General features: G+C 36.7%; 23 protein-coding genes. All 23 read right to left on the bottom strand.

Features of this window, described 5'->3' with window-relative positions; all coding sequences use genetic code 11:
* The 23 genes from fcl to DO88_RS0118250 all read right to left on the bottom strand — a co-directional run bounded on the left by fcl (position 1) and on the right by DO88_RS0118250 (position 24,964).
* Positions 1 to 972, bottom strand: coding sequence for a GDP-L-fucose synthase (fcl, locus tag DO88_RS11685; RefSeq protein ID WP_033038751.1), 972 nt, complete (start codon positions 970 to 972; stop codon positions 1 to 3).
* Positions 973 to 976: 4 nt separating this feature from the next.
* Positions 977 to 2,110, bottom strand: a complete 1,134-nt coding sequence (gmd, locus tag DO88_RS11690) for a GDP-mannose 4,6-dehydratase (RefSeq protein WP_033038750.1) — start codon at positions 2,108 to 2,110, stop codon at positions 977 to 979.
* Between the two features lie 63 nt (positions 2,111 to 2,173).
* The gene (locus tag DO88_RS11695; RefSeq protein ID WP_033038748.1) at positions 2,174 to 3,586 is read right to left on the bottom strand and encodes a phosphomannomutase; all 1,413 of its coding nucleotides are present in this window, start codon (positions 3,584 to 3,586) and stop codon (positions 2,174 to 2,176) included.
* Between the two features lie 3 nt (positions 3,587 to 3,589).
* Positions 3,590 to 4,999 carry a mannose-1-phosphate guanylyltransferase/mannose-6-phosphate isomerase gene (locus DO88_RS11700; RefSeq protein ID WP_033038746.1) on the bottom strand — a complete coding sequence of 470 codons (1,410 nt, stop codon included), beginning with the start codon at positions 4,997 to 4,999 and terminating at the stop codon, positions 3,590 to 3,592.
* A gap of 38 nt (positions 5,000 to 5,037) precedes the next feature.
* Positions 5,038 to 5,508 (bottom strand): GDP-mannose mannosyl hydrolase, encoded by a 471-nt coding sequence (locus DO88_RS11705; RefSeq protein ID WP_033038743.1) that lies wholly within the window; start codon positions 5,506 to 5,508, stop codon positions 5,038 to 5,040.
* A gap of 313 nt (positions 5,509 to 5,821) precedes the next feature.
* Positions 5,822 to 8,074, bottom strand: coding sequence for a polysaccharide biosynthesis tyrosine autokinase (locus tag DO88_RS11710; RefSeq protein WP_033038786.1), 2,253 nt, complete (start codon positions 8,072 to 8,074; stop codon positions 5,822 to 5,824).
* Between the two features lie 15 nt (positions 8,075 to 8,089).
* The gene (locus DO88_RS11715) at positions 8,090 to 8,524 is read right to left on the bottom strand and encodes a low molecular weight protein-tyrosine-phosphatase (protein WP_033038741.1); all 435 of its coding nucleotides are present in this window, start codon (positions 8,522 to 8,524) and stop codon (positions 8,090 to 8,092) included.
* A gap of 12 nt (positions 8,525 to 8,536) precedes the next feature.
* Complete coding sequence (locus DO88_RS11720; RefSeq protein ID WP_033038739.1) at positions 8,537 to 9,649, bottom strand: polysaccharide export protein; 1,113 nt, start codon at positions 9,647 to 9,649, stop codon at positions 8,537 to 8,539.
* A gap of 752 nt (positions 9,650 to 10,401) precedes the next feature.
* Positions 10,402 to 11,814, bottom strand: coding sequence for a phosphomannomutase (locus tag DO88_RS11725; protein ID WP_033038737.1), 1,413 nt, complete (start codon positions 11,812 to 11,814; stop codon positions 10,402 to 10,404).
* A gap of 3 nt (positions 11,815 to 11,817) precedes the next feature.
* Positions 11,818 to 13,230 (bottom strand): mannose-1-phosphate guanylyltransferase/mannose-6-phosphate isomerase, encoded by a 1,413-nt coding sequence (locus tag DO88_RS11730; RefSeq protein WP_033038735.1) that lies wholly within the window; start codon positions 13,228 to 13,230, stop codon positions 11,818 to 11,820.
* A gap of 13 nt (positions 13,231 to 13,243) precedes the next feature.
* Complete coding sequence (locus DO88_RS11735) at positions 13,244 to 14,245, bottom strand: hypothetical protein (protein ID WP_033038733.1); 1,002 nt, start codon at positions 14,243 to 14,245, stop codon at positions 13,244 to 13,246.
* On the bottom strand, positions 14,238 to 14,837 hold the full coding sequence (locus tag DO88_RS11740) for a DapH/DapD/GlmU-related protein (RefSeq protein ID WP_033038731.1): 600 nt from the start codon (positions 14,835 to 14,837) through the stop codon (positions 14,238 to 14,240). Before DO88_RS11740 ends, DO88_RS11735 begins: the two co-directional genes overlap by 8 nt.
* A gap of 11 nt (positions 14,838 to 14,848) precedes the next feature.
* Positions 14,849 to 15,889 carry a glycosyltransferase family 4 protein gene (locus DO88_RS11745; RefSeq protein WP_033038728.1) on the bottom strand — a complete coding sequence of 347 codons (1,041 nt, stop codon included), beginning with the start codon at positions 15,887 to 15,889 and terminating at the stop codon, positions 14,849 to 14,851.
* Positions 15,873 to 17,138: a hypothetical protein gene (locus tag DO88_RS11750; protein ID WP_033038726.1), complete on the bottom strand. Its 1,266-nt coding sequence runs from the start codon at positions 17,136 to 17,138 to the stop codon at positions 15,873 to 15,875. Before DO88_RS11750 ends, DO88_RS11745 begins: the two co-directional genes overlap by 17 nt.
* Positions 17,122 to 18,039 carry a glycosyltransferase family 2 protein gene (locus DO88_RS11755; RefSeq protein WP_198022404.1) on the bottom strand — a complete coding sequence of 306 codons (918 nt, stop codon included), beginning with the start codon at positions 18,037 to 18,039 and terminating at the stop codon, positions 17,122 to 17,124. Before DO88_RS11755 ends, DO88_RS11750 begins: the two co-directional genes overlap by 17 nt.
* Positions 17,996 to 18,592 (bottom strand): acyltransferase, encoded by a 597-nt coding sequence (locus DO88_RS11760; RefSeq protein ID WP_033038722.1) that lies wholly within the window; start codon positions 18,590 to 18,592, stop codon positions 17,996 to 17,998. The genes DO88_RS11755 and DO88_RS11760 overlap by 44 nt, the downstream gene beginning before the upstream one ends.
* A complete protein-coding gene (locus DO88_RS11765) occupies positions 18,585 to 19,010 on the bottom strand; it encodes a CatB-related O-acetyltransferase (protein ID WP_232224792.1) in 426 nt (141 codons plus the stop codon). The genes DO88_RS11760 and DO88_RS11765 overlap by 8 nt, the downstream gene beginning before the upstream one ends.
* Before the next feature lie 145 nt (positions 19,011 to 19,155).
* The gene (locus DO88_RS18560) at positions 19,156 to 20,631 is read right to left on the bottom strand and encodes a lipopolysaccharide biosynthesis protein (protein WP_050482432.1); all 1,476 of its coding nucleotides are present in this window, start codon (positions 20,629 to 20,631) and stop codon (positions 19,156 to 19,158) included.
* A complete protein-coding gene (locus tag DO88_RS11770; protein WP_033038717.1) occupies positions 20,631 to 21,458 on the bottom strand; it encodes an NAD-dependent epimerase/dehydratase family protein in 828 nt (275 codons plus the stop codon). Before DO88_RS11770 ends, DO88_RS18560 begins: the two co-directional genes overlap by 1 nt.
* The gene (gene rfbC, locus DO88_RS11775; RefSeq protein ID WP_033038715.1) at positions 21,458 to 22,015 is read right to left on the bottom strand and encodes a dTDP-4-dehydrorhamnose 3,5-epimerase; all 558 of its coding nucleotides are present in this window, start codon (positions 22,013 to 22,015) and stop codon (positions 21,458 to 21,460) included. The genes DO88_RS11770 and rfbC overlap by 1 nt, the downstream gene beginning before the upstream one ends.
* Positions 22,016 to 22,033: 18 nt before the next feature.
* Entirely contained in the window at positions 22,034 to 22,897 is an 864-nt protein-coding gene (rfbA, locus tag DO88_RS11780; RefSeq protein WP_033038713.1) for a glucose-1-phosphate thymidylyltransferase RfbA, read from the bottom strand.
* A 1-nt stretch (position 22,898) separates the two neighbouring features.
* On the bottom strand, positions 22,899 to 23,984 hold the full coding sequence (gene rfbB / locus DO88_RS11785) for a dTDP-glucose 4,6-dehydratase (protein ID WP_033038711.1): 1,086 nt from the start codon (positions 23,982 to 23,984) through the stop codon (positions 22,899 to 22,901).
* Positions 23,985 to 24,010: 26 nt separating this feature from the next.
* Positions 24,011 to 24,964: an exopolysaccharide biosynthesis polyprenyl glycosylphosphotransferase gene (locus DO88_RS0118250; protein WP_033038710.1), complete on the bottom strand. Its 954-nt coding sequence runs from the start codon at positions 24,962 to 24,964 to the stop codon at positions 24,011 to 24,013.
* Positions 24,965 to 24,981: the final 17 nt, after the last annotated feature.

Here is a 24,981-nt window from a genome sequence, read left to right as displayed (position 1 = left end):
CTAGTTGCGGTAATTATTTCTTTGTTTCAAGAACCAGTCATATGTTGTCTTGAGTCCATCTTCCAATGAAACCTTAGAGTACCAGCCTAAAGAGTTTATCCGTTCCACATTCATCAATTTACGAGGTGCACCGTCAGGCTTACTAGTATCGAACTTTATTTGACCTTCAAAACCAACCACTTTAGCAACGGTCTCAACTAATTCGCGGATAGTACAATCAACTCCTGTCCCCACATTAATGTGGCTCAACATAGGTTCAGTATTTTCATCATATGTTGTTTTAGCTAGGTTTATTATATGAATTGATGCATCCGCCATGTCGTCAACGTATAAAAACTCACGCATAGGTTTACCACTACCCCATGCGACGACTTCTGTGTCCCCGTTTAATTTTGCTTCATGAAAGCGGCGTAATAATGCGGGAATAACATGGCTATTTTCAGGGTGGAAATTATCATTCGCACCATATAAGTTAGTTGGCATTACACTGCGGTAATCTCTACCATATTGTCGATTATAACTCTCACACAACTTAATACCGGCTATTTTAGCAATAGCATAGGGTTCGTTGGTTTCTTCTAATGTGCCTGTAAGTAATGCAGTTTCCTGCATTGGTTGCTCTGCCAATTTAGGATAAATACATGATGAGCCTAAAAATAGTAATTGCTGAATATTAGCTAAATGTGCACTGTGAATAATATTACATTGAATCATTAAATTTTCATAAATAAAATCGGCTGGGTAAGTATTATTGGCAACAATACCGCCAACCTTCGCTGCAGCTAAATAAACTTGTTCAATTTTTTCATTTTGGAAAAAGTCAACAACTGCTTGCTGATTAGTTAAATCTAATTCAGATCGCGTACGCGTTATGATATTTGTATGACCATTTGCTTCTAGCTGACGAACAATTGCCGATCCAACCATGCCGCGATGACCCGCGACAAATATTTTACAATTTAAGCCTGACATATTGTTAACCTTGATTTTCTATAGAAATAGCTACGTTATGACCATGTGCTTTTAAGATCGCATGTTGTTTAGCTTTATTTAAATCATTTTCAACCATTTCCGCACACATCTTTTCAACTGTGATTTGTGGTACCCAACCCAATTTTTCTTTTGCTTTAGTAGGGTCACCTAATAAAGTTTCAACTTCTGCAGGGCGGAAATAGCGAGGATCAACTTTAACAATAACATCACCTACGCTTAAAGCTGGAGCATTATCACCAGTGATAGCGGTTATAGTCGCTATTTCTTCAAGACCTTCGCCTGAAAACTGAAGTTCTATACCTGCTTCTTTAGCTGATAGCTTTACAAATTCGCGAACAGAAATTTGCTTACCTGTTGCAATTACAAAATCGTCTGCCGTTTCTTGCTGTAACATCATCCATTGCATACGGACATAGTCTTTGGCATGACCCCAATCACGTAAGGCATCCATGTTACCCAAATATAAGCATTTCTCTAAACCTTGTGAAATATTAGCAATAGCGCGAGTGATTTTACGTGTTACGAAGGTTTCACCGCGACGAGGTGATTCGTGATTAAACAAAATACCATTACAAGCATACATACCATAAGATTCACGATAATTTACCACTATCCAATAGGCATACATTTTAGCTACTGCATAAGGTGAGCGAGGGTGAAACGGCGTTGTTTCTTTTTGCGGTATCTCTTGTACTTCACCATACAGTTCAGATGTTGAAGCTTGATAAAACTTTGTCTTTCTCTCTAGGCCTAAAAAGCGAATTGCTTCTAATAAACGTAAAGTCCCCATAGCATCAACATCAGCGGTATATTCCGGGCATTCAAATGAAACGGCTACATGAGATTGTGCACCTAAGTTGTAAACTTCATCAGGCTGCACATCTTTTATTATACGCGTTAGGTTTGATGAGTCAGTCAAATCACCGTAATGTAGGAAGAACTTTTGATTTTTTTCATGGCTATCTTGATAAATATGATCTACACGTTCAGTATTCAACGATGATGCTCTGCGTTTTATACCATGAACTTCATAGCCTTTTTCTAACAATAGCTCGGCTAGGTATGAACCATCTTGCCCTGTTACACCGGTTATTAAAGCTACTTTATTCTCTTTCATTACTTAATTCCTTTATCGACGGCTAAATTTTAAAATCTAGTCACTTTATATGCTTATATTAAATTATAAATGCTGAACTTTTTCTAAACTATTTGAAACCAATTGAGTCGCTTTTAAGTATGTATCGGCTTCAGCATAACAGCGTAATTCAGGTGCGTTCCCTGATGGACGGAGGTGAATAATTTGACCATCGAGGAATGTTATTCTTAGACCATCAATAGTATTCACATTTTCAATTGTAAAATCCTTAAAGCCTATTGCTGCTAATAGTTTTTCTGGTTCTTCCGTCGCTTCAATTATAATTTTATTGCTTTTATTGGTTGAGAAATTTTTGATTCGATCACTCGCCGTAAAGCGCTTTGGTAATTTTAACTGGATAGTCGCTATGCTATCTGGTTGAGCTAGCAATGTTAATACTGGCAATAAAGCATCTCGCGTTGGCAGTGCAGTTAGTAATTTACCATTAACTTCTATATTTGAACCCAGTAAATAACCACCGTTCGCTTCAAAACCCGCAACACGGGTAAAACTTTCTCTCAATTTAGAGAACTCTGCGATTACATATGGCGAACCTATTTTTGTTCGCGTTACATACTTAAAACTTTCGGACTTCTCAATTGCTGTATTACAGCTAACTGGTACAGCCAACGCTTCGATATTAAGTAACTGACTTGTGAGTAACCCGAGCGTATCACCACTTAACCAATTACCATTCTCATCAGCTAGAAGCGGGCGGTCCCCATCACCATCAGTTGAGAATATTGCGTCAAAGTTATATTTTTTTGACCAATCCAATGCTTTTTTTCGGTCTTCTGCAGAAACTGCCTCAGTATCTATTGGTACGAATATATCACTTCGTTCTAAGCTTTTAACTTCAGCTCCTAAACTTTCAAATAGCACTTTATAAATATCACGACCCGCGCTTGAGTGCTCATAAATGCCTATTTTTTTTCCAGCAAGTACATCGTGTCTAAAGAGCTCGCTGTAGCGTTGTATGTAGGCTTTTTTGGCTGCATCACTTTTATTTAGATCTTTTAGGTTTTCATTTAACCCTGTAAATTCTATCGTGGCACCTAGAATAGCTTGCTCATCGGTTTTGCTTATTTCCCCATCAGGTCGGTAAAACTTTAAGCCGTTTCGGTCAAAGGGTATATGACTTCCTGTAACCATTATAGATGGAATATTATCCTTCATTGCTTGATGAGCGAGTGCTGGCGTAGGTATGACTCCGTAGTAGACAACATTTAAATCAAGTTGTTTCAAACCTTCTGCACACGCTTGTGCCATTGCGTAACTGCTTGGACGATTGTCAATAGCGATAGCAACAGTATCAAAACCAAATTCCATATCAATTGACTTTATAAACGCGATTGAAAAAGCTGCGCAAACGTCAGGAGTAAAGTCCGCAACTAACCCACGCGCTCCACTTGTACCAAAAGCAATACCACTTTGTTCAATTACGATATTAGTATTCATAATTTACCCTTCCACTCTGCCATAGCGATCTTCAAAACGTACGATATCGTCTTCACCAAGGTAAGAACCTGACTGTACTTCAATCAATTCCAAATCAACTTTCCCTGGGTTTTCAAGGGCATGTACTGCGGTAATAGGAATATAAACTGACTCATTTTCTGTCACAAACTGCTCTGTGTCGTCAATTTGTACTTTAGCTGTACCTGATACAACTATCCAATGTTCTGCACGGTGGTGGTGCATCTGTACTGAAAGTTTAGCCCCTGGTTTTACTGTTATACGTTTAACCTGAAAGCGCTCACCACTGTCGACTGAATCATATTTACCCCAAGGGCGGTATACTTCACGATGCATGGTTGCTTCTGAACGATTTTCAGCTTTTAATTGCTGTACGATCGATTTTACATGTTGTGATTGATCTTTGTGTGCTACAAGTACGGCATCTTTGGTGTTTACTATGACTAAGTTTTCAACACCTACGGTGGCAACAAGTTTGTCTTCACCAAATACAAGTGTATTTTTTGTATCGACTGCTTTTACATCGCCTTTGAATGCGTTACCGTTTTCGTCTCGCGCAGACACTTCCCAAAGTGCAGCAAAACCGCCTACATCACTCCAGCCTGCATCCATAGGAACTACAACTGCATCTTTTGTGTGTTCCATTACCGCATAATCAATCGATTCATCTGGGCATGCTTCAAACTCTGTTTTATCCACTCGTATAAAATCTAAATCATTACTTTGAATTTTTATCGCTTTTTCGCACGCTTCATAAATATCCGGACGAAACGTTTTAAGCTCATTTAGGTAGCGACTTGCTTTAAATAAAAACATACCGCTGTTCCAGTAATAATCTCCACTTGTGATATATCTTTCTGCTGTAGCTACATCTGGTTTTTCGACAAAGCTATTTACAACAAAGCCCGTTTGATATCGCTCACCGCGCTTGATATAACCGTACCCTGTTTCAGGTTTGTTACCAATAATTCCAAATGTAACTAATTTATCTTGCAAGGCAAGTTCTGCCGCTTGATTAACGCTGTGCTGAAATGAGGCGATATCTTCTATTACATGATCAGCTGCTAGCACTAAAAGTAGTGGGTCTTCGCCCATCTCAATGGCCTTGAATGCGGCAAGTGCGATTGCAGGTGCCGTGTTGCGACCTACTGGCTCTAGAAATATACCAGAATGCTCAGCACCTAACTGGCGAAGCTGTTCTGCTGCAATAAAACGATGCTCTTCATTACAGATCAACATTGCTGGGCTATGGTTTAAACCATTTAAGCGATTTAAGGTATTTTGCAGCATTGTATGCTGGCCGCTTAACTTTAAAAACTGTTTTGGGTAGTTGCTACGTGAAAGTGGCCATAAGCGTGTACCCGAACCGCCAGCCATAATTACTGGTGTGATCATAAATATTCCATATAAAAATTAATTAAACTTGATTAGGTCTAGCAAAATGCTTTATCGGCTTCTTTCTCTTCTTGAAAGTACCATTTAGAGTGAAGGTGCACATTTTTATCCTGCAACAGTTTATCCTCTTCAAACCATTTATAATTCGAATGTTGTTCAGTAGGTAATGAGCTCAAGTCGCAGTCCAATAATATTTCATAAGCTAGTACTATATAATGTGTTCCAAAACTTTCACCTGATACGTTATCATCGTATAAATGTTGGTATACACCTTTAAAGCTAGAGCTAATCAGAGCAGAGTTAAGTTCCGCTTTAATTAATCGAGCAAAAGCTACTTCAAGTGCTTCACCTTTTAACACTCGACCCCCTGGGACAAACCAAAAGCCTTGTGCAGGTTTATTCAATCTCTCACCTAACAGGATATTACCATCGCGATTTCTAACGATTAAATCTATCGAAATTAGAGGCGTTAACTCTACTATTTTTTTAAAGTCGTTTAGTGAAAGCATAAATTCAGTTTACTTATTCTATTTAATCAGCCTATTGCTGATTTTGATACAACCAAAAGGTCAAACTTTATATCGAAATCCGCATATTTAAGAAGGTAGAAATAACGAATAAGACTATAATAATGGAATAATGCAAGGATTGGAAAATGCATCTTTTCAACTTAGTATCTCAGTGATCATTTGACCCACTGAGACACTTTTTTCTAAATTGGGACAGTCAATTTTGACTATCTTATTGTAATACCTTGTTTTTATACTTTTTATAAAAAGTGCCCAATAGGCCCTTTATATTTTAATAATAAAGAGTTAAAAATTATTTATCACTTTTGTATTCGTAGTTGTAGTAGCCATAATACCCATAGGCGTTACTCGCTTTTTTAACTACGCCGTTAAACACCAAGCCTTTCACGTCTATGCCATTTTGTTCAAAGCGATTACGCGTTAGTTCTATTTCACGCAAATGGTTTTGACCAAAACGCGCTACAAGCAAGGTTGTACCGGTATGGGCACTTACAATGGCAGGATCGGTTACTGCAAGTATTGGCGGTGTATCTATAATTACTATGTCGTAAGCGGCACTAACTTCTGCAACTAGTTTGCTAAAGTTACTATGCATTAATAGCTCAGAAGGATTAGGTGGTACTTGTCCGCGCGTAATTACACTTAAGCCATCAACCTTGGTCGGTTTAGTAACTTGCTCTAGGTTTAAACGGCCCGATAGGTAGTCACTTAGGCCATTATCCCACTTTAAGCCAAACTGGGTTTGTAAGTAGCCTTTACGCATATCGGCATCTATAACCAATACCTTTTTGCCACTTTGAGCCAGTACAGCCGCTAAATTTACTGATACAAACGATTTACCTACGCTTGGGCTTGGGCCCGAAATTGCAATAATATTATTTTTAGATTCCATCATCGCAAAGTGTAAGCTAGTACGCAGACTGCGTAGTGCCTCAATAGCTAAATCGGCGGGGTTATCAAGTGCAAGTATCGACTTAGGTTTATTTACTTTGTTTTTGCGTACCTTTGCGGTAAAGCCGCTTAGTTTATCTTGGTAATCTGAGTGCGGTACACTTGCGTAAACAGGTATACCCAAGGCTTCTATTTCAGCAGGGTCTTCTACCCCTTTATGTATGGCTTTTTGTATAAGTACAATAGCTATAGCCAACATGCCACCTAGCATAGTTGCCATTACAACAATTAATGCTTTTTTAGGTTTTACGGGTTTACTGGTATTTACCTCGGCGTAGTCAATTACTCGTACATTACCCACAGTGCCTGCACGTACTATATCAAGTTCCTGTGTTTTACTAAGTAATAGTGTGTAAATTTGGTTACTTACTTCAACATCACGCTTTAAGCGCAGTAGCTCTTGTTGAGTTTCGGGTAGGTTACCTACCTCACCGATTAGCTCGTCTTTTTGCTTATTTACAGCCGCTACTTGCTCAATAATACTTTGATATGCGGGATGGTCCTTTTTAAATTTGCGCCCTAGCTCTAAGCGTTTTAAGTTAAGCTCTTGTAGTTTAGTTTCAAGCTTTACAACTTGCTCAAGCACGCCTTGCGTTTCAAGCGTTATATTTATTGATTGGCGTTTTATTTGGTAGTCGTTAAAGCGTTGCTCGGCAAACTCAAGTTGTTTTTTTATCTCTGGCAATTGCACTTCTAAAAATTCGAGTGACTTTTGCGCCTCTGCGCTGCTACGCTCAACATTACGGCGTACATAAATAGCTGCCACTTTATCTAGCACTTTTTCGGCATAGCTTGGTTTAGTACTTTGTAAGCTTAAGTTAATAATGCCTGAGTCTTTGCCTTTTTCACTTGCACCTATTTCTGCTTGAAGGTCTAAAATAGTATTCAGGCGATCTTTACGGGTAATTATAAACTCCGTACTTGGGCGTGCATTTAAACTGCGTATGGTTAAGTTAAATTTACCATTAGTGAGTTCTTCACCTACTTTGCCACTTAATATTTGTTCGCCATTATCATTTATTAGCACAACACCGTTGTTATTTTGCACTATAAGCGTAAATTCTTGCTCTATAGCGGTACGTGGTACATCAAACCTAAATACGTTTATGCTCTCTCCGCCCCAGGCGTAGCTGTTAGCGCCAAAACTTGGCTGGGCTAAATCGCCCTCTTCCATTGGGGTATATTTACGGTAAGCGCGGCTACCTATAAACGGGAATAACTTAGGCTCTGCTGTTACATCAAGTTTTAATGTATCTACCGCTTCACCTATAATACTGCGCGACTTTAATAGCTCAATCTCTGTTACCGCAGCCGATGTACTTTCAAACATGCCAGCCATGTCGTCAAAGCCCGGGACTGAGCCACCGCCATCTTCAACTTGTATCATGGCTGTTGCTTGGTACACTGGCGTGCTTAACACGGCATATACAACACCTATAAACATAAATAGTGCGGTAATTCCCACAATAAAGTATTTTCGGTCGAGCAATGTACCTAACAATGCCATTAAATCAATTTCTTGCGATGGCTGTGCTGTGTTATTAGTGCTTTTATTATTCGCGCTATTAGCGCTGTTATTCGGCTGAGCATTCATTAAATTAGCCATTCCTTATAAATACTTTTGCCAAGCGCTACACGCGCTGTCGATTAATGTATAAACGTGCTCAAAAGCCTCTTGGCTTTGGCGGTATGGGTCGGGTATTTCGGCGTTATTAATCCATTTTCCTAGTAAAAATGTTTTACCGCGCGCCTCGGGGTAGCGCGCATGTACGTCGTTTAAATGGCGCTCTTCCATCACTAGTATTACGCTGTTTTGCGCTACTAAGCTTGATGTAAGCTGCTGCCCTTGGTGAGCATCCATATTAACACCATGAGCGAGTGCTATTTGTTTGGCTTTTGCATCTGCGGGTTTGCCTTCAAGCGCTGTTAAACCCGCTGATGATACTTTAATATTTTTACCTTCGAGTTTTGCTTTTAATACATACTCACCTGTTGGGCTACGGCAAATATTGCCGGCACACACAACTAAAACAGAATCAAACATCTTAATAAATCCTTAGTTGTTAATGTCGTTTAAATTATCAACAGTCGCTACCGATGGTAATAATAAACTAATTACACGGTTCCAACGCGCAAGTGGCGCTGATGTTACATAAACTATATCGTGCGGTTGTAGTTCAAATTGCTCAGCCAATACCATTGCGGCTATATTTTTTGCATGCAACTGGTAAACATTAGCAATAATACCGGTTTGCTCAACATTACTTTTACGCAGTACAAATACACCATTAGCATCGGCTGTATTTTCGTTCAAACCGCCCGAATCGCTTAGCGCTTCGGCCAAGTTTAAGCCATAACGATTAAGGGTTACTGAACCGGCTCTTTTTACATCACCTAATACAAACACTTTTTGTGCGTCGTTACGACTCACATGCACTATATCGCCGTTTTGTAATAATCTGTTTTGCGAAATGTCACCATGGGCATAAAAATCATCAAGTTTAATAACTTCTGTTGTATTGCCACGGGTAAACGTTACTGTTCGCCAATCTGCTTCTTCTGTTAAGCCACCGGCTTGGCTTAGAGCATCTATTAAGGTAAGTGGAATTTCGGTTACTGGGTATACACCGGGCTGTTTTACTTCACCAGTCACATACGCTTTTTGGCTTTTAAAGCCAACTACTTTTACGTCTACTTGAGGATCTTCTATTACGCGGCTTAAACGTTTTACCAGCTCATTACGAACCTCACCAACCGTTTTACCTGCGGCAGGAATATTGGGAGCGTATGCGTAGGTTATTGTGCCATTTTTTTGTACACGGAAACCGTCAAATTCGGCCGTTCGCTGTACAGCAGCTGGTATTGTTAGCTCAGGATGATCCCATACACCAATGGTTAGTACGTCACCAACACCTAGTTTATATTCGTAGTTATTTACATTTAAACCCGCGGTACTCGAAAGTGGTTTAGCTGCTATACGCGCTTGATTTTGTTTATTTATTAGTAGCGAGTCAATTATTTGAATGTTTACTTTTTCGAGATCTTGTTCAAGGTTTTGTGTTTGCTCGCCTGAGTCTATACCTTCAAAGTGGCTGCCAGGTACTATTGTACAGCCGGTCATGCTTAGTATTGCGAGTATTGATGCGAGTGATTTACAGCTTAACGCCATTGTAGAATCCCAATTTTTTAATATTTCACTTACTCACCGACCTTGGTGAGCACTTGTATTTTTAACTGGCTAATTAAAGCATGGCTATAGTAGCGGCGCAAGATACGACTGTTCAGTAAACACGCAACCAGTTAAATAAATGTGAAAAGCATACCCGCAAAAAACCTCACTAGTATATTATTCTTAGGTTTTCACTTTCGGTTAATCTTTCTATCTGTAGTTAAGAGTTTGCGTACTGATTTATTTTAAACCTACAATCTCAGTGCTGCGTTTACCTTTTAACTAATATATTTACTGGTACTGTTAAATGAGCTGGTATACATAATTTTAAAATAAAATAGCTTTTTTAGCGCCACAAGCTTTAACCAGTACTTTAGTGAACAACTTAAAGACACTTTAACCTATTGATTATAAAAGCCGATTATTATTATTTCTTATTAATCAGGGTTACATAAAACAAAGTGCTAACTTTCTATAGTAAAGATTTAATTTGGTGGGGGCAGATTGTACTTGGTTGGGTCAAACTGCGCAAATAACACAGAGAGTTAAGTTTGGGGGTTTATGTGTAGGCAAGCTAAGCTTTTGTAAAAACTCTATCTCAACAGGCTACTTTCACACTAATTCACCTGAACTCTGGTTAATAAATTTGCTAAAACACTGAGTTAAAAGTATTTAAATTCATTTATTTCTAACCAGAGATTTTCAGTGAAAACAAGGCTGCATATATTTGCAGCCCTATATACTATATTGGTTTAAATATAATACTCATTAGAAAATTTCAATGCAGCTACAACTAATTTTTTTGCTACCGTTAATGACGATGCTTCTGCGTAACAACGAAGTTCGGGGGCATTACCTGAAGGTCTAAGGTGCACTATTTCATCATTAATTAACGTTACTCTTAAACCATCGGTTGTATCAATTGCTGAGTGTACTTGCAATCCTAATCCAGAAGTCAGTACTTCAACATTTTGTGTTAACACACTAATCAGCTCACGACTTTTATCGGTAGGGAAGTTTTGTAACCTATCACTTGCAACAAATCGATTTGGTAATGCTAATAGCTGATTTGATATACATTTGTTTTGAGCCAAAACTAACAACGCTGGTAGTAATGCATCTCGCGTTGGCAATGCCGTTAATCTTTTACCATTAACCTCAATATCAGAACCAAGTAGGTAACCACCATTTGCTTCAAAACCAGCAATACGAGTAAAATGTGCTTTTAATTCATTAAACTCTGCTATTACATAAGGCGAGCCTATTTTTGTGCGCGTAACCTGTTTAAAACTATTTGATTTTTCTATCGCAGTATTACAGCTTACGGGTACTGCCAGTGCTTCTATATTTAATAGTTGGCTTGTAAGCAACCCTAGAGTATCACCACTTAGCCAGTGACCTTTTTCATCAGCTAATAATGGACGGTCTCCATCTCCATCGGTAGAAAATATTGCATCAAAGCTGTGCTCTTTTGACCAGTTGAGCGCTTTTTCTCTATCCTCATCCGACACAGCTTCTGTATCAATAGGTACAAAAACATCACTTCGCTCTAAACTAATTACATTGGCACCGAGGCTTTCAAACAATGGTTTATAAATATCGCGCCCCGCACTTGAATGCTCATATATACCTATTTTTTTACCTGCCAATGCGTCGCTATTAAATAATTCGCTGTAACGCTGTATGTAAGCACTTCTTGCTGCCTGACTTTCACATAGCTCTGCTAAGTCTTGACTCAGCGTAATAAATTCTACCGATGCACTTAAAATACTTTGTTCATCTATTTTAGTAATTTCACCATCAGGGCGATAAAACTTTAGGCCATTTCTGTCAAATGGTATATGGCTGCCTGTTACCATTATGCATGGCATATCATCCAGCATTGCTTTATATGCTAAGGCTGGTGTAGGTATTACGCCGTAATATATTACGTTTACATTAAGTTGTTTTAATCCTTCAGCACAAGCTTGTGCTATGGCGTAGCTGCTTGGACGGTTATCAATTGCTAGCGCGACTGTATTAAAGCTAAATTTTGTTTCAATCGATTTAATAAATGCGATTGAAAAAGCTGCACATACATCTGGAGTAAAGTTAGTAACCAGCCCACGTGCGCCACTTGTGCCAAAAGCAATATCACTTTGCTCAATTATGATTTTTGTATCCATAATTTATCCTTTTACTCGCCCGTAACGATCTTCAAAGCGCACTATATCATCTTCACCTAGATACGAGCCTGATTGAACTTCAATAAGCTCTAAATCAACTTTCCCTGGGTTTTCGAGTGCATGCACCGCTGTAATGGGAATATAAACCGACTCATTTTCTGTTACAAATTGCTCTGTGTCGTCGATTTGTACTTTAGCGGTGCCTGATACAACAATCCAATGCTCTGCGCGATGATGATGCATTTGTACACTTAGCTTAGCGCCAGGCTTTACCGTTATACGTTTAACTTGAAAACGCTCACCATTATCAACCGAATCATACTTACCCCAAGGACGATATACTTCACGATGCATGGTTGCTTCTGAACGATTTTCAGCTTTTAATTGCTGTACGATCGATTTTACATGTTGTGATTGGCCTTTGTGCGCTACAAGTACGGCATCTTTGGTGTTTACTATGACTAAGTTTTCAACACCTACGGTGGCAACAAGTTTGTCTTCGCCAAACACAAGGGTATTTTTAGTATCAACGGCTTTCACATCACCAGTAAATGCATTGCCATTTTCGTCTTTAGTTGATACTTCCCACAACGCAGCAAAACCACCTACATCACTCCAACCTGCATCCATAGGCACAACAACCGCATCTTGGGTGTGTTCCATTACGGCGTAATCTACTGATTCATCAGGGCAAGCTTCAAATGCAGCTCTATCTACACGAATAAAATCTAGGTCGTTAGACTGTATTTCAATTGCTTTTTTACAAGCATTATAAATATCAGGACGAAACGCTTTTAACTCGGCTAGATAACGGCTCGCTTTAAATAAGAACATACCGCTATTCCAGTAATAATCACCACTGGCAATATAGTGTTTTGCAGTTTCTAAATCTGGTTTTTCAACAAAGCTGTCTACTACAAAACCTGTACTAAACTCTTCGCCACGTTTTATATAGCCGTAACCTGTTTCTGGTTTATTGCCAACAATACCAAATGTGACTAACTTACCTTGCTTTGCAAGCTCTGAGGCTTTGTTAACGCTTTGATGGAACGAAACGATATCATCTATTATATGATCGGCAGCAAGTACAAGCAGTAATGGGTCTTCGCCTTTTTCAATTGCTTTAAAGGCAGCGAGTGCTATTGCAGGGGCTGTATTACGCCCTACTGGCTCTAAAAATATACCGCTATGCTTTACACCTAATTGACGTACTTGCTCTGCGGCAATAAAACGATGCTCTTCGTTACAAATTAGCATAGCTGGACTATGCACAAGACCATTCAATCGACTTAATGTATCTTGCAGCATCGTATGTTCGCCGCTTAGCGATAAAAACTGTTTTGGGTAATTGCCACGAGAAAGCGGCCATAAGCGCGTGCCTGAGCCACCCGCCATTATAATAGGTGTAATAGTCATAATGCTGCCTATATTATTTAAAAAGTTCGTCCAACCAAAGGGACAAGGTAAGAGGTACTGTGGAAATATTGCCATTCGATAACTGCTTAACAAACGCGCTTTTTTTATTTGTACTCCACAAATTACAATGGGTTCTATCTAGAATATCAACGGCTGTAATAGGTTGATGTAATAATATATAAGGGTTAGTAGTTAATAAATTATAATTTAAGCTTAGAGTCTCCCAAGTCCTCATTGTTAGACCTGATTGTCCTTTATGATGTATGTCTATAATAAAACAACTATTAGAAAAAACATCACTCATCTTATCTCTAGTAATAATATCAAATGTAAACCACTCTTTAGGGCACTTCCTTATGTAAGGGTCAAGCAAATAAAATACAATAAATTGTATTTTGCTCTGAAAGTAAATTTTAATAAAGGATGTAGTTAGAGCGTTTTTTTCATTTTTTAACAGATTGTATAGTAACTTTGCTCTATCACCATGGTGGCTACCGATGAAACTAAACTGATAAGTATAGCTAGATTTTTCACATGAAGGTGCTTGCGTATTATCATCCGAATAAAATAACGGTACGTAATCTAACCTATATTGCTGGCAATCAGCAAAATCGAATGACATAGCTTTATCTGCTAATTCAGCCAATTTAACAAAGCCTTTCGAGTTAGCAATAGAATCCCAACAATACACTATGACACGAATATTAGGATTCAAACTCTTTATACTCTGTATAAAAAATGGAGAAATAGAAGTACCTTTAATAATAAAGATAGTAGTAATATCATGTATTAAAGAAGTTAATTGGTCGAGTAATTGTTGACTATAGCGACGTGAAATATAATCGTTATAGTTAGCTACGTTATATTTAATTAATGCTTTTTCAATAGAAGAGCATAACGGCCTGTCCGAAAAAGAATGAACCTTAGCAAAACGTTTTTCAAGTTGGTTTTCTATTAATGCTTTATAATCAAAAAAATCAGGGCAAATTAATACTACATGACTATTTTTATTCATGAATTGCTAACCATTTTTTTTGTTCAAAGTTATAAGTTTTAATAACTTTTGCAGGGTTACCTACTGCAATTGAAAAAGCTGGAATGTTTTTAGATACCACTGCATTAGCGCCAATTATTGCATTTTCTCCAATAGTAACACCAGGCAAAACAACAACACCTTCTCCTAACCATACATTTTGCTCTATCACTACTGGTGTACTCGTTAGTGGTCTATCTTTGCATATGACTAAAGGATCTGAGTGTAAGTTACCACTGTAACCACCATGATTAAGATCAGTAATAAACACTCGACTAGCTATTAAAACGTTGTTGCTAATTATCACACTTTTTAGAGCGGCTATATGTACCGAGTCATTAACTTGGCAATTATCACCAATAGTAATGTTAATTTCACCATGCTTCCCATGTGCTTCAAAGCGACAATAGCGACCAGTCGTAAATTCTTTACCAACAATAATATTTTGTTTACCACGGCACTCAAATGGACGCCGAATTATTTTTGCTTGCTTAAATAAAAAATAAGTTAATACTTTCTCATAAATTAATGACAAAACACCAAAAACACCATAGTGTTTAATTAAATCAACCAAAACCTGCTCCTTTACAAAGGTAGTGTATTAAGTTCGTTATAAACAGCAAGAGTGTCTTGATAGCATTTCTCCCACGAAAAACGATTAGCCTGCTCAAGCCCTCGGAGAATAATATCCTTGCGTGTATGTTCATTGTTCAATGTACAAAATGCTTGGTTAAAACTCGCTAGGTCGGCTTGCTTAGTTAGTATAGCGGCAGAGCCTGCAACTTCAGGGATAGAAGAAACATTGACTGCAATAACAGGACAACCTGAACGCATAGCTTCGATAACTGGAATGCCAAAACCTTCATAACTAGATGGATAAAAGAGGCAATGAGCGCGATTGTATACTTGATTAAGCTCTTCATCGGTTAAACGACCAAGCCATTTATAGCGTCCTGGAATTTTTGATTCGAGCAACTGAACTTCCTCGTCCGATAACTTTCCCCCACCAACAATAGATAGCATTAATTCAGGTTGGTGTTTTAAGGTTTCTACGGCTAAGGTAAAATTTTTATACCACCCACGAGCACCAATAAACACTACTTCATTAGTTTTTTCTACACTACTTAGACGATGGTAATCAGGAGAAACCCCATTGTAAACTACTCTAATTTTTTTGGGGTCAATAGGGCAAAATTTCATTAGATCATCGGCGGTGTTTTGTGACACACAAATAACTAAATCACTATTACGTATAGCCCTGAATTTTTGCCAAGAGTGCATCCATTTAGCAGGACCTTTTCTATAAAGCTCATAAGTAAAATCGTGTACCGTGGTCACTGTTTTCACTTTTTGTTTGGCTAAACGATAGTGAGTAGAGTGAAAAACCGTATCACTAGTAACATCCTTAAGTACTACATCTCGCCATCGTTCCTGCCATTTAGGAATATGACAACTCACTTTAGTATTTTCACCAAATAACGGGATATTACCTTCTTTATCTTTAAATTTAATATAGTTAAGATTGATTTTATTTTTTTGCAACAAAGTCAGTATTTGAGCGAAATAAACCGTACAACCTCCATTATCTTGTAAGTTTTCGATTATGCCATCAACAATTACTTTCATTTTTTTCCAACTTAATTTTTGATTTTTGAACAGTGAAATAAAATATACTTATCAAAAAAATATACATCAAAGGACTAAAGTAGCCTACGCCACGAATAAAAAACTCAAGAAAACTAGCTAAAAAAATGGCATAAAAAAATATATCCATTTTATCAAACGATTTTTTCTTTCTCAGCCTTAAGAATATTCTTAAATAAAACACTAAATAACAACATAAGAATGCTATACCAAATACACCAAACTCCCCAACAAGTTTAGGTGCAGTTGCCCCTCCATCAAACTGGTTAATGTTAAAACCAAGCAATGAATAAAGTTTGTCCGATACAGACCCCGAAACGGTTGTAACGCCAAATTGCTGAAAGCCTCCACCAAGATATGACTGAGTAGTTAATGTTTCAATTGCATTTTGCCAACCCTGAAATAAAACCAATACAGACAAATTATCGTTATCACCAGAAAGCACAAGCCGGTCAGTAAAATAACTCAAACTATCAATACCAAATATGGCAATTAAAGCAGCTAAAAACAGAATGAATAACGAGATTGCAAATATCAGATTGTGTCGTGTCGAAATAGTAAAAGCTAACATTACCCCTATAAGGAGAGTTAAATTTTGAATATATCCAGCCCATCCACCTACAACGAGTAGCAGCAACAAAGCTTTATATCGAGAAAGTGTTAAACAGAAATAAATTAAAAATGGAGTAAGAACTAATGCAAAATGCGAGGGTTCTAAAAACAAAAATGTTGGCTTTGCTAATCCTGTAGCTAAAAAATCTATTTTTGTAAGACTAATCAATCCATTTATTAACAAAATTATAAAGCTAACTTTAACAGCACCATAAAAGTGACTGTTCTGGGAGTTATATTTTAAATATAAAGCAGCCAAAAATGCTGACAGCGCCACAATAAATAAGCAAGCAAAGCTGAAGATAAACCGATTAGTATCAATTTCAACCAACATTGGTAGTTGTTGGTTTACAATAAACAGATGTAATGTGATAGAAAAACAACAAAAAAAGATCATTAACAATACAAAAATAGTACTTCGTTCGAATTCTAGCGTTCTATTTAAATAAAAATAAATACCCAGAATAAATATAATGCACAAAGAAGCGGCAACAATACCAGGCGTAAAAGATGATTGTCCGAGTAATATCATTGTCAATGAAGGAAAAAATAGCACCATTGAAAATATAAAAAACATTAACAATGCTTCTAAATTACTATTCTTACATTTTAAAACCATCCGCCATCCCTTTTTTAATCGCCTTTTTTATTTCAGAGGGGGCTGACATCAACCTAATACTTCGGGTTAAGACTGTATAGGCTAAACTAATATATTTTTTTATACCTTTAATATTTTTACGGATAAAGTAAATTCGATTGCGTGAAAGGTGATAGGCACCAAAATAAGATAAACCACCTCCAGTTGAACTACCTACTTTATGATGAATAACTACATTAGGTAATAGCTCAACCTTATATCCAGCTTGGTTACAACGAAATAAAAAGTCTGTGTCATCATAATAGGCAAAATATTTTTCATCCATACAGCCAACTTTCCCAAGTAAAGATGCTGTCACTATTAAAAAACAAGTTGGAGCATAATCAAATGCAGCCCGTTGAATACTGTTCGGAATATACTCGCCATCTATATTATAATGCGGGGCTACAGCTTTAATAGTGTCGATATACCCGCCAGCGTACCATATTTTTTTTGCAGGATAATTTAGAATAACTGGACTACACATATCAAGCATATCGGAATCCATACTGTTTACTAAACTCGAAAGTACATTTTTATCATCGAAGATTAAATCATTGTTAATAAATAATATCAGGTCACAACCATCATTTAAGGCGGCATTTACTCCCTGATTGTTTCCCGCAGCAACTCCTACATTGTCGCCTTTATTATCAATAAATGTTACTGAGATTTGATAATGCTCGGCTAACTCACGAGCCTTTGCCAAAGGTTCAGGGACTGTACTATTATCAACAATATACACTTGGTACTGTTCATAACTTTGACAAGATAAACTAGTGAAAAAATCATCTAAGACATCTGGTGCATTAAACAAAACAGTGACTAAACCCAATCTTTTATATTGATTCATAGCTAACTTTTTTCCAAGATTTACTTTCATGACAATAACGTTTGATAATTTTTGCAGGAGCCCCTGCTACGATACAGAAATCAGGCACATCTTTTGTGACAACTGAGTTTGCTGCGACTACTGAATTTTTACCGATACAAGCACCAATAATACATACATTTTCACCGATCCAAGCCCCTGATTTAATAAGAACATTACGATGGTATTTTACAGGTTGGTGAATTATCGGTACTGAAATCGATTCGTAGTTGTGTAAATTATCTGAAATATAAACTTTATCAGCAACTAACACTGAATCTTCAATTATCACCTTCCTAACAGCAACAATATGAACATAATGGCCAATGTAACAATCATTTGAGATAACAAGCTGTGGATCATTATCATCAATTTTAAGCGCTAATAGCCAAGCATCAGGCATAAATGATGTTCTACAACCTAAATCAATATACTTCGCACCTTGAATATTTCTAGGCTTGTAGATAGTCGTTTTTTTACCAAATGACTTGAAATCTCGCTTAAATAAAATATTCCATAATAATAGGTAAATACGACGATTTACTTTATAGATAAACTCATACATGTGAATTATCAACCTTGGATAAATATTCATTTAAGCTAATATCATCGAATTCCCACCACGGAATATTAGTTACCTCAGGTTGAGTTCGATACTTAATTATCTTTGCAGGGACTCCGGCGACTATAGCGTAGTCATCAACATTCTTAGTAACGATAGAACCGGCAGCAATAACAGCACCATTACCTACAACAACACCATCCAAAATGATTGCATTTAATCCAATCCATACATCGTTACCTATAGTGACGGTTTCTGATTCGAGAAATGGTTTTGATCTTGAAAAATGCCTATAAGGAAAAATAGTATTACTAGAGAAGGTTGATGGGTGTGTAGAAACCCAATCAAGCGGGTGTAATCCAATGCCAATTTTAACGCCATCAGCAATAGAGCAATAACTACCAATTATTGCGTTGCTCACAGTTCCCTTACCAGCAAAGTAAGTGTATTTCCCTATTGATGAGTGGGATATATCTATTTTTTCAAAAAGTATTGTCTTGTCCGCAAAAATAGAACTTTTATTTAACTTTTTATAATAATTAGACTTTATCACAACTAAGGAATCTCTAATTAGTTGCTTTAGTTTCATTAACAATACCTTTAACTTTCGCAAAATATTTACTCATATAGTACCCAGCAGCAATACTTACAAAGACCTGTGTTAATTGCAAATAGATGCGATATTCATCACTTACATAATCAAAGGAGAAAATTGAGATTACAGCTACTGAAGGTATTAGCAGAAATGACAAGAATATAAATAAAGCACTTTTATCTAAAATAGTTTCTTTTGAGTATTTTATTGCATACACCAACATAATGACTAGTGCAGACAGTATTGTTGAATATGCGATACCTATAGCTCCAAATTCTTTCACAAAACATATTGAACAAACTAAATTTAATACACCTTCAATAACCGGGAAGTGTGCAATTTTAAGCTGATGGCCATTGGCAACTAACTTCATACCATAAGGAGCAATAACCATTCGAATCGAAAATGCGACTAATAAATAGTTGAAATAGTTATTAGCAAGTTCACCATTACTGTCGCCAACCCAAAGCTGAAGAATTTGCAAAGAAATATAATTAGAAATGTTAACACCCAAAAATGTTGCCAATGCAAAAATTATTGACAATGACATAACAAGCTCATCAACTCCCTTTTTATTATCTGCCCCATTCAACTTTACTATTGGTTGAATAATCGGGTTAACAATCGCACCTAATAGACCAACGATTGCATTCACCATGGTCATTGCTAATACAAAATAGGGGAGATTTTCAAAGTCATAAATAGAAACAACGAAAATACCTATTCCTGATATAAGAAACTGAGCAAAATTCCAAATAGTTAGCCCACCGAAGAACTTAATAAGTTCGTCAATTTTACCTTGCAAACCAAATGAAAAATGATGTTTTTGAAAAGTACGAAACTGTTTGTACATAAATAGATATGAAAGCACATTAATCACAAAGTAACTGGATGCAATGGCAATTAAGCCATAGTCGGCTAAAAATACTACTGCTATACCAATAAACACTCTGGATATAAGATTAATATTTGCCGTGACATAGTTTTTTTCTATGCCTATGAAGTAACCAATGACTACTGTAGAAAATATACCGAGAATAAATGAACTGAAAACCAATATGAATGAGATTATTGAATCAAAAACAATATCATTTGGGATGTTGGCGAATATAGATTCAAAGTTTACTATAATGACAGTTAACAACAGCAAGAAAAATACAAAAATACACAAAATGATATTAAAGTAGTTATTAATAACTCGATTTAACCCTAGCTCATCATTGTTAAACTTGAACTGAGAGGTAAAGCGGCCTATCGTTATTTGCCCCGCCACACCAAAAATGCTCACAGCAATACCCGCCTGTAGGCATATTGACCAAACTGAAAACTCTTCAAAGCTTAGTGTATTTATCAAAAATGGGGATATAACAATACCTAATATTACATTAGAAAAACCATTGATTATATTAGCTAAAGAATTTTTCAATAAACGATTAAACCCACTCATTAATTGATACTTAACACTTTTGTAAATTCAACAATCATTTCTTGTAAATCCGCTAATACATTTTTAGGGCTGTAGTTTGGAATTATATGACTTATTAATGCTATATCAGTTGGTGGAAAGACCTCATTTGGAAAATCTATTTCATGCCATACAATTTCACATTGTGTATGTTCTTGTAGCATGTCTGCAATTTGTTGTGCTGTTATATTATAACCCGCAGCAATGTTAATTATTTGGTTATCGCATTGTTCACTTGAGGCAATTGTAATACAACAAAAAGCAACGTCTTCCACTGAAACATAATCTTTAGCATACCCCTTAGGAATATACATATCTACTTTTCTATGATTAATAGCATTACGTGTGATAGCAGGTAAAAAAAGAGGACTGTTTAACGCCACGCCATACACATTACTCGGTCTTACGATACTAACGTTACGACCACTTTTAAGGCATAGCTCTTCTGCTACTAACTTTGTCAAATTGAATAGTCGCCTATTATCATCTACACAAACAGTTAAGTTTTCATGTTCACTTGATAGTGCCTGGTTCATGTATACGCGAGTAGAGGAGACGTAAAGTAAGCGCTCAAACTTTGCTTGTTGTAAAATCTGCGCAAGTAAACTGACATTGGCCTCCAAAACAGAAAATGGTGTGTTTTTACAATCACCAACACCAGAACAGTAAATTACAATTCCTAAGTCGGATTCAAAAATTGCACTATCACCTCTTTTGGGAACGTTAACTGTATGCCCTAGATCATTTAGCTGATTCACTATTTCAGAACCAATAAAACCACGCCCGCCAAATACCGTATACAATGCCATTATTTATCCCACCCATTTATTAGCTTGTCTTTAATCTCGCTAAATGTTGGCTGAATTTTATCTTTATCAGACAATAGTGGATTATTAAGTGGCCAATGTATTGCTAATTCAGGGTCATTCCATAATAAGCCACTTTCGTCATTTGGATCGTAATAGTCGGTACACTTATACTGAAAGTCAGCGGTTTCACTTAATACACAAAAGCCATGAGCAAAACCAGGTGGAACGTAAAATTGTAGTTTGTTCTCACCAGTTAATAAAACAGCTTCGTGCTGACCAAATGTATCTGAGTGTGGACGTAAATCAACGGCAATATCAAACACCTCACCTTCGGTAACGGATACTAATTTCCCTTGAGGTTTGTTTTTTTGAAAGTGCAGGCCTCTTAATACCCCTTGAGTTGAGCGGGAGCGATTGTCTTGCACAAAATCTGCATTTATTCCAGCGGCTTTATAGCGTTCTGCTTGAAACATTTCATAAAAAAAACCTCTTTCATCACCGAAAACTTTAGGCTCTATGATGACTAAATCTTTTATTTTGGTCTTAATAACGTTCATATTTTTATCTTTTAATAACTATTTTGTGATGTTCAATAAATATTGACCATAACCAGTTTTTGCCAAGTCATTACCTATACGATAAACTTGCTCTCTAGTTAACCAACCTTGCTGTAATGCAATTTCTTCTAGGCAAGCAATTTTAAAGCCTTGACGTTTTTCAACTGTTTGAACAAATTGGGATGCTTCTAGTAGCGAATCATGAGTACCAGTATCAAGCCATGCAAAGCCTCGTCCCAATTGTTCTACGTTTAAGGTACCTTGTTCTAAGTAAGCTTGATTTACGCATGTTATTTCTAGCTCACCACGTGATGATGGCTTAACATTCTTAGCTATGTCGATAACTGAATTATTATAAAAATATAAACCAGTTACTGCCCAATTCGATTTAGGATTTTTAGGTTTCTCTTCTATGGACAATGCTTTAAAGTTTTCGTCAAACTCTACAACACCAAATCGTTCAGGATCCATTACTTGATAACCAAAAACACTCGCGCCAGTTAAATTTTCAGCAGCATGTTTAAGCTGTTTACCAAATGCCTGTCCAAAAAAGATGTTATCACCTAAGGCCAAGCACACGTCATCTGTGCTAATAAAATCTTCACCTATAATGAATGCTTGTGCTAACCCATCAGGAGAAGCCTGAACTTTGTAAGTAAGGTTTATACCAAACTGAGAACCATCTCCCAATAAACGAATAAAGCCCTCTTGCTCTTCTGGTGTTGTGATAATTAATATTTCATTAATACCAGCCAGCATTAATACTGATAATGGATAATAAATCATTGGTTTATCGTAAATCGGTAATAGCTGCTTCGATACACCTTTTGTTATTGGGTGCAAACGCGTACCAGAGCCACCCGCTAAAATAATCCCTTTCATATTATTCCTCATTCTTATTAATTAAACTTCCTAAACGTTCACGCTGATAAGAACCATCTTGAACATTTTTACACCACTGCTGATTATCCAGATACCATCGAATAGTTTTTTGTAAGCCTGTTTCAAATGTTTCAACTGGCATCCAATTTAACTCACTACTCATTTTTGATGAGTCTATAGCATAGCGTCTATCGTGACCTGGCCTGTCTGTAACATACGTAATTTGATCAGCATACTTTGCTTCTTTCGGCACTAAAGTATCTAAAATACTACAAATAGTTTGTACCACTTCAATATTTTGCTTTTCGTTGTGACCACCGATATTATAGGTTTCACCGACTTTACCTTCAGTTACTACTTTATATAAAGCACGCGCATGATCTTCTACATACAACCAATCTCGAATTTGGTCACCTTTACCGTAAATTGGTAATTCTTTACCTTCAAGTGCATTCAAAATAACCAGTGGTATTAATTTTTCAGGGAAATGATAAGGTCCATAATTATTAGAGCAATTAGTAACTATTGTAGGAAAACCATATGTTCGTAACCAAGCTCGTACAAGGTGGTCACTCGATGCTTTACTCGCTGAGTAAGGACTACTTGGAGCATATGAAGTTTGCTCGGTAAATAAAGGTAGTTCACCCGTTTGCTCATCAGGATGTGGTAAATCCCCATACACTTCATCAGTCGATATGTGGTGAAACCTAAAGTCTTGTTTAGCCTTATTTTCTAGCGAATTCCAATAATCACGTGCTGCTTCCAATAAATTATAAGTGCCTACAATATTAGTTTGAATAAACTCGGCTGGCCCTGTAATAGAACGATCGACATGGCTTTCTGCGGCTAAATGCATTACTGCATCTGGTTTGTGCGTTACAAACAACCGATCAAGCTCTATCCGGTTACAAATATCAACCTGCTCAAAAGTATAACGTTCACTATTATCCACCGATTTAAGCGATTCTAAATTACCTGCATAAGTGAGCTTATCAAGGTTAATAACTGAATCATTTGTATTATCAATGATATGACGGATAACAGCCGAACCAATAAACCCTGCACCACCTGTAACTATAATTTTCATACAACCTACTTTTAATTCGTAAAAACTTAACGACCCATTCCAAATATTACTGTTTTAACTGTCAGTAATAATATTTTCAGATCTAACATACTCGAATGATGCTTAATATAATAAATGTCATATTTGTGTTTCCAAACAGCGTCCTCAACTGACGCTCCATAAGGATATCTAACCTGAGCTAAACCAGTAACGCCCGGCTTAACAGCATGACGGAAACGATAATATGATATCTCTTTTTCCAAGTCTGCTATAAACACCTCTCGCTCAGGCCTGGGCCCTACTATAGACATTTCACCTTTGAGAACATTAATTAATTGTGGTATTTCATCAATACGTGTTTTTCGAATAAAATTTCCAACTTTTGTTACTCGCGCATCATTTTTACTAGCCCATTGAGCGCCATTTTTCTCTGCATCGTTCCGCATAGAACGAAACTTATACACACAAAACTCAACATTGTACTGACCCGTTCTTTTTTGTTTAAAGAAAATAGGGCCGGGGCTTTCTAATTTAATAAAAAGAGCTGTTAATAATGATATAGGTAAAGTAACAATCAAAATTAATATTGAACTAACTATATCTGTAAATCTTTTTGTTATTTGAGTTCGCTTTTGAGACAAAATTGAAAAAGCTTTTTGATGTAAAAAGTAACTGCTGTGTAATAACCTTACTTCGGTATATTTCAATCTATCATCTAAATAACTTACTAAAGGTTCAACCCATGCTCCACATTCGGTAGCTTTAACTAAAAAATCCCTCTCTTTTTCACCCAAGTCTCCGCTTTTATAATGACAAATTATTTTTTTACTAAAATCTAAAATATCATAATCATTAACAATTATATCAAAACCATAATCGTCAATAACTTCACCTATGTTGAAGGCACATTCAACTGGACAATATACATAAATAATCTTTTGTGTAAGTGCTTCTTTTTTTGATTTAAAGCGTTTGTTTAAAAAAAAGGGAATTTTTTTCATTTCACTATCATCTCGTT

It is taken from the genome of Pseudoalteromonas sp. S3431 (assembly GCF_000690035.1).
In the GTDB taxonomy this organism is placed as follows: Bacteria; Pseudomonadota; Gammaproteobacteria; order Enterobacterales; family Alteromonadaceae; genus Pseudoalteromonas; species Pseudoalteromonas fuliginea.
The sequence above is the reverse complement of the archived record's forward strand: the minus strand, read 5'-3'. Positions and strand labels throughout refer to the sequence as shown.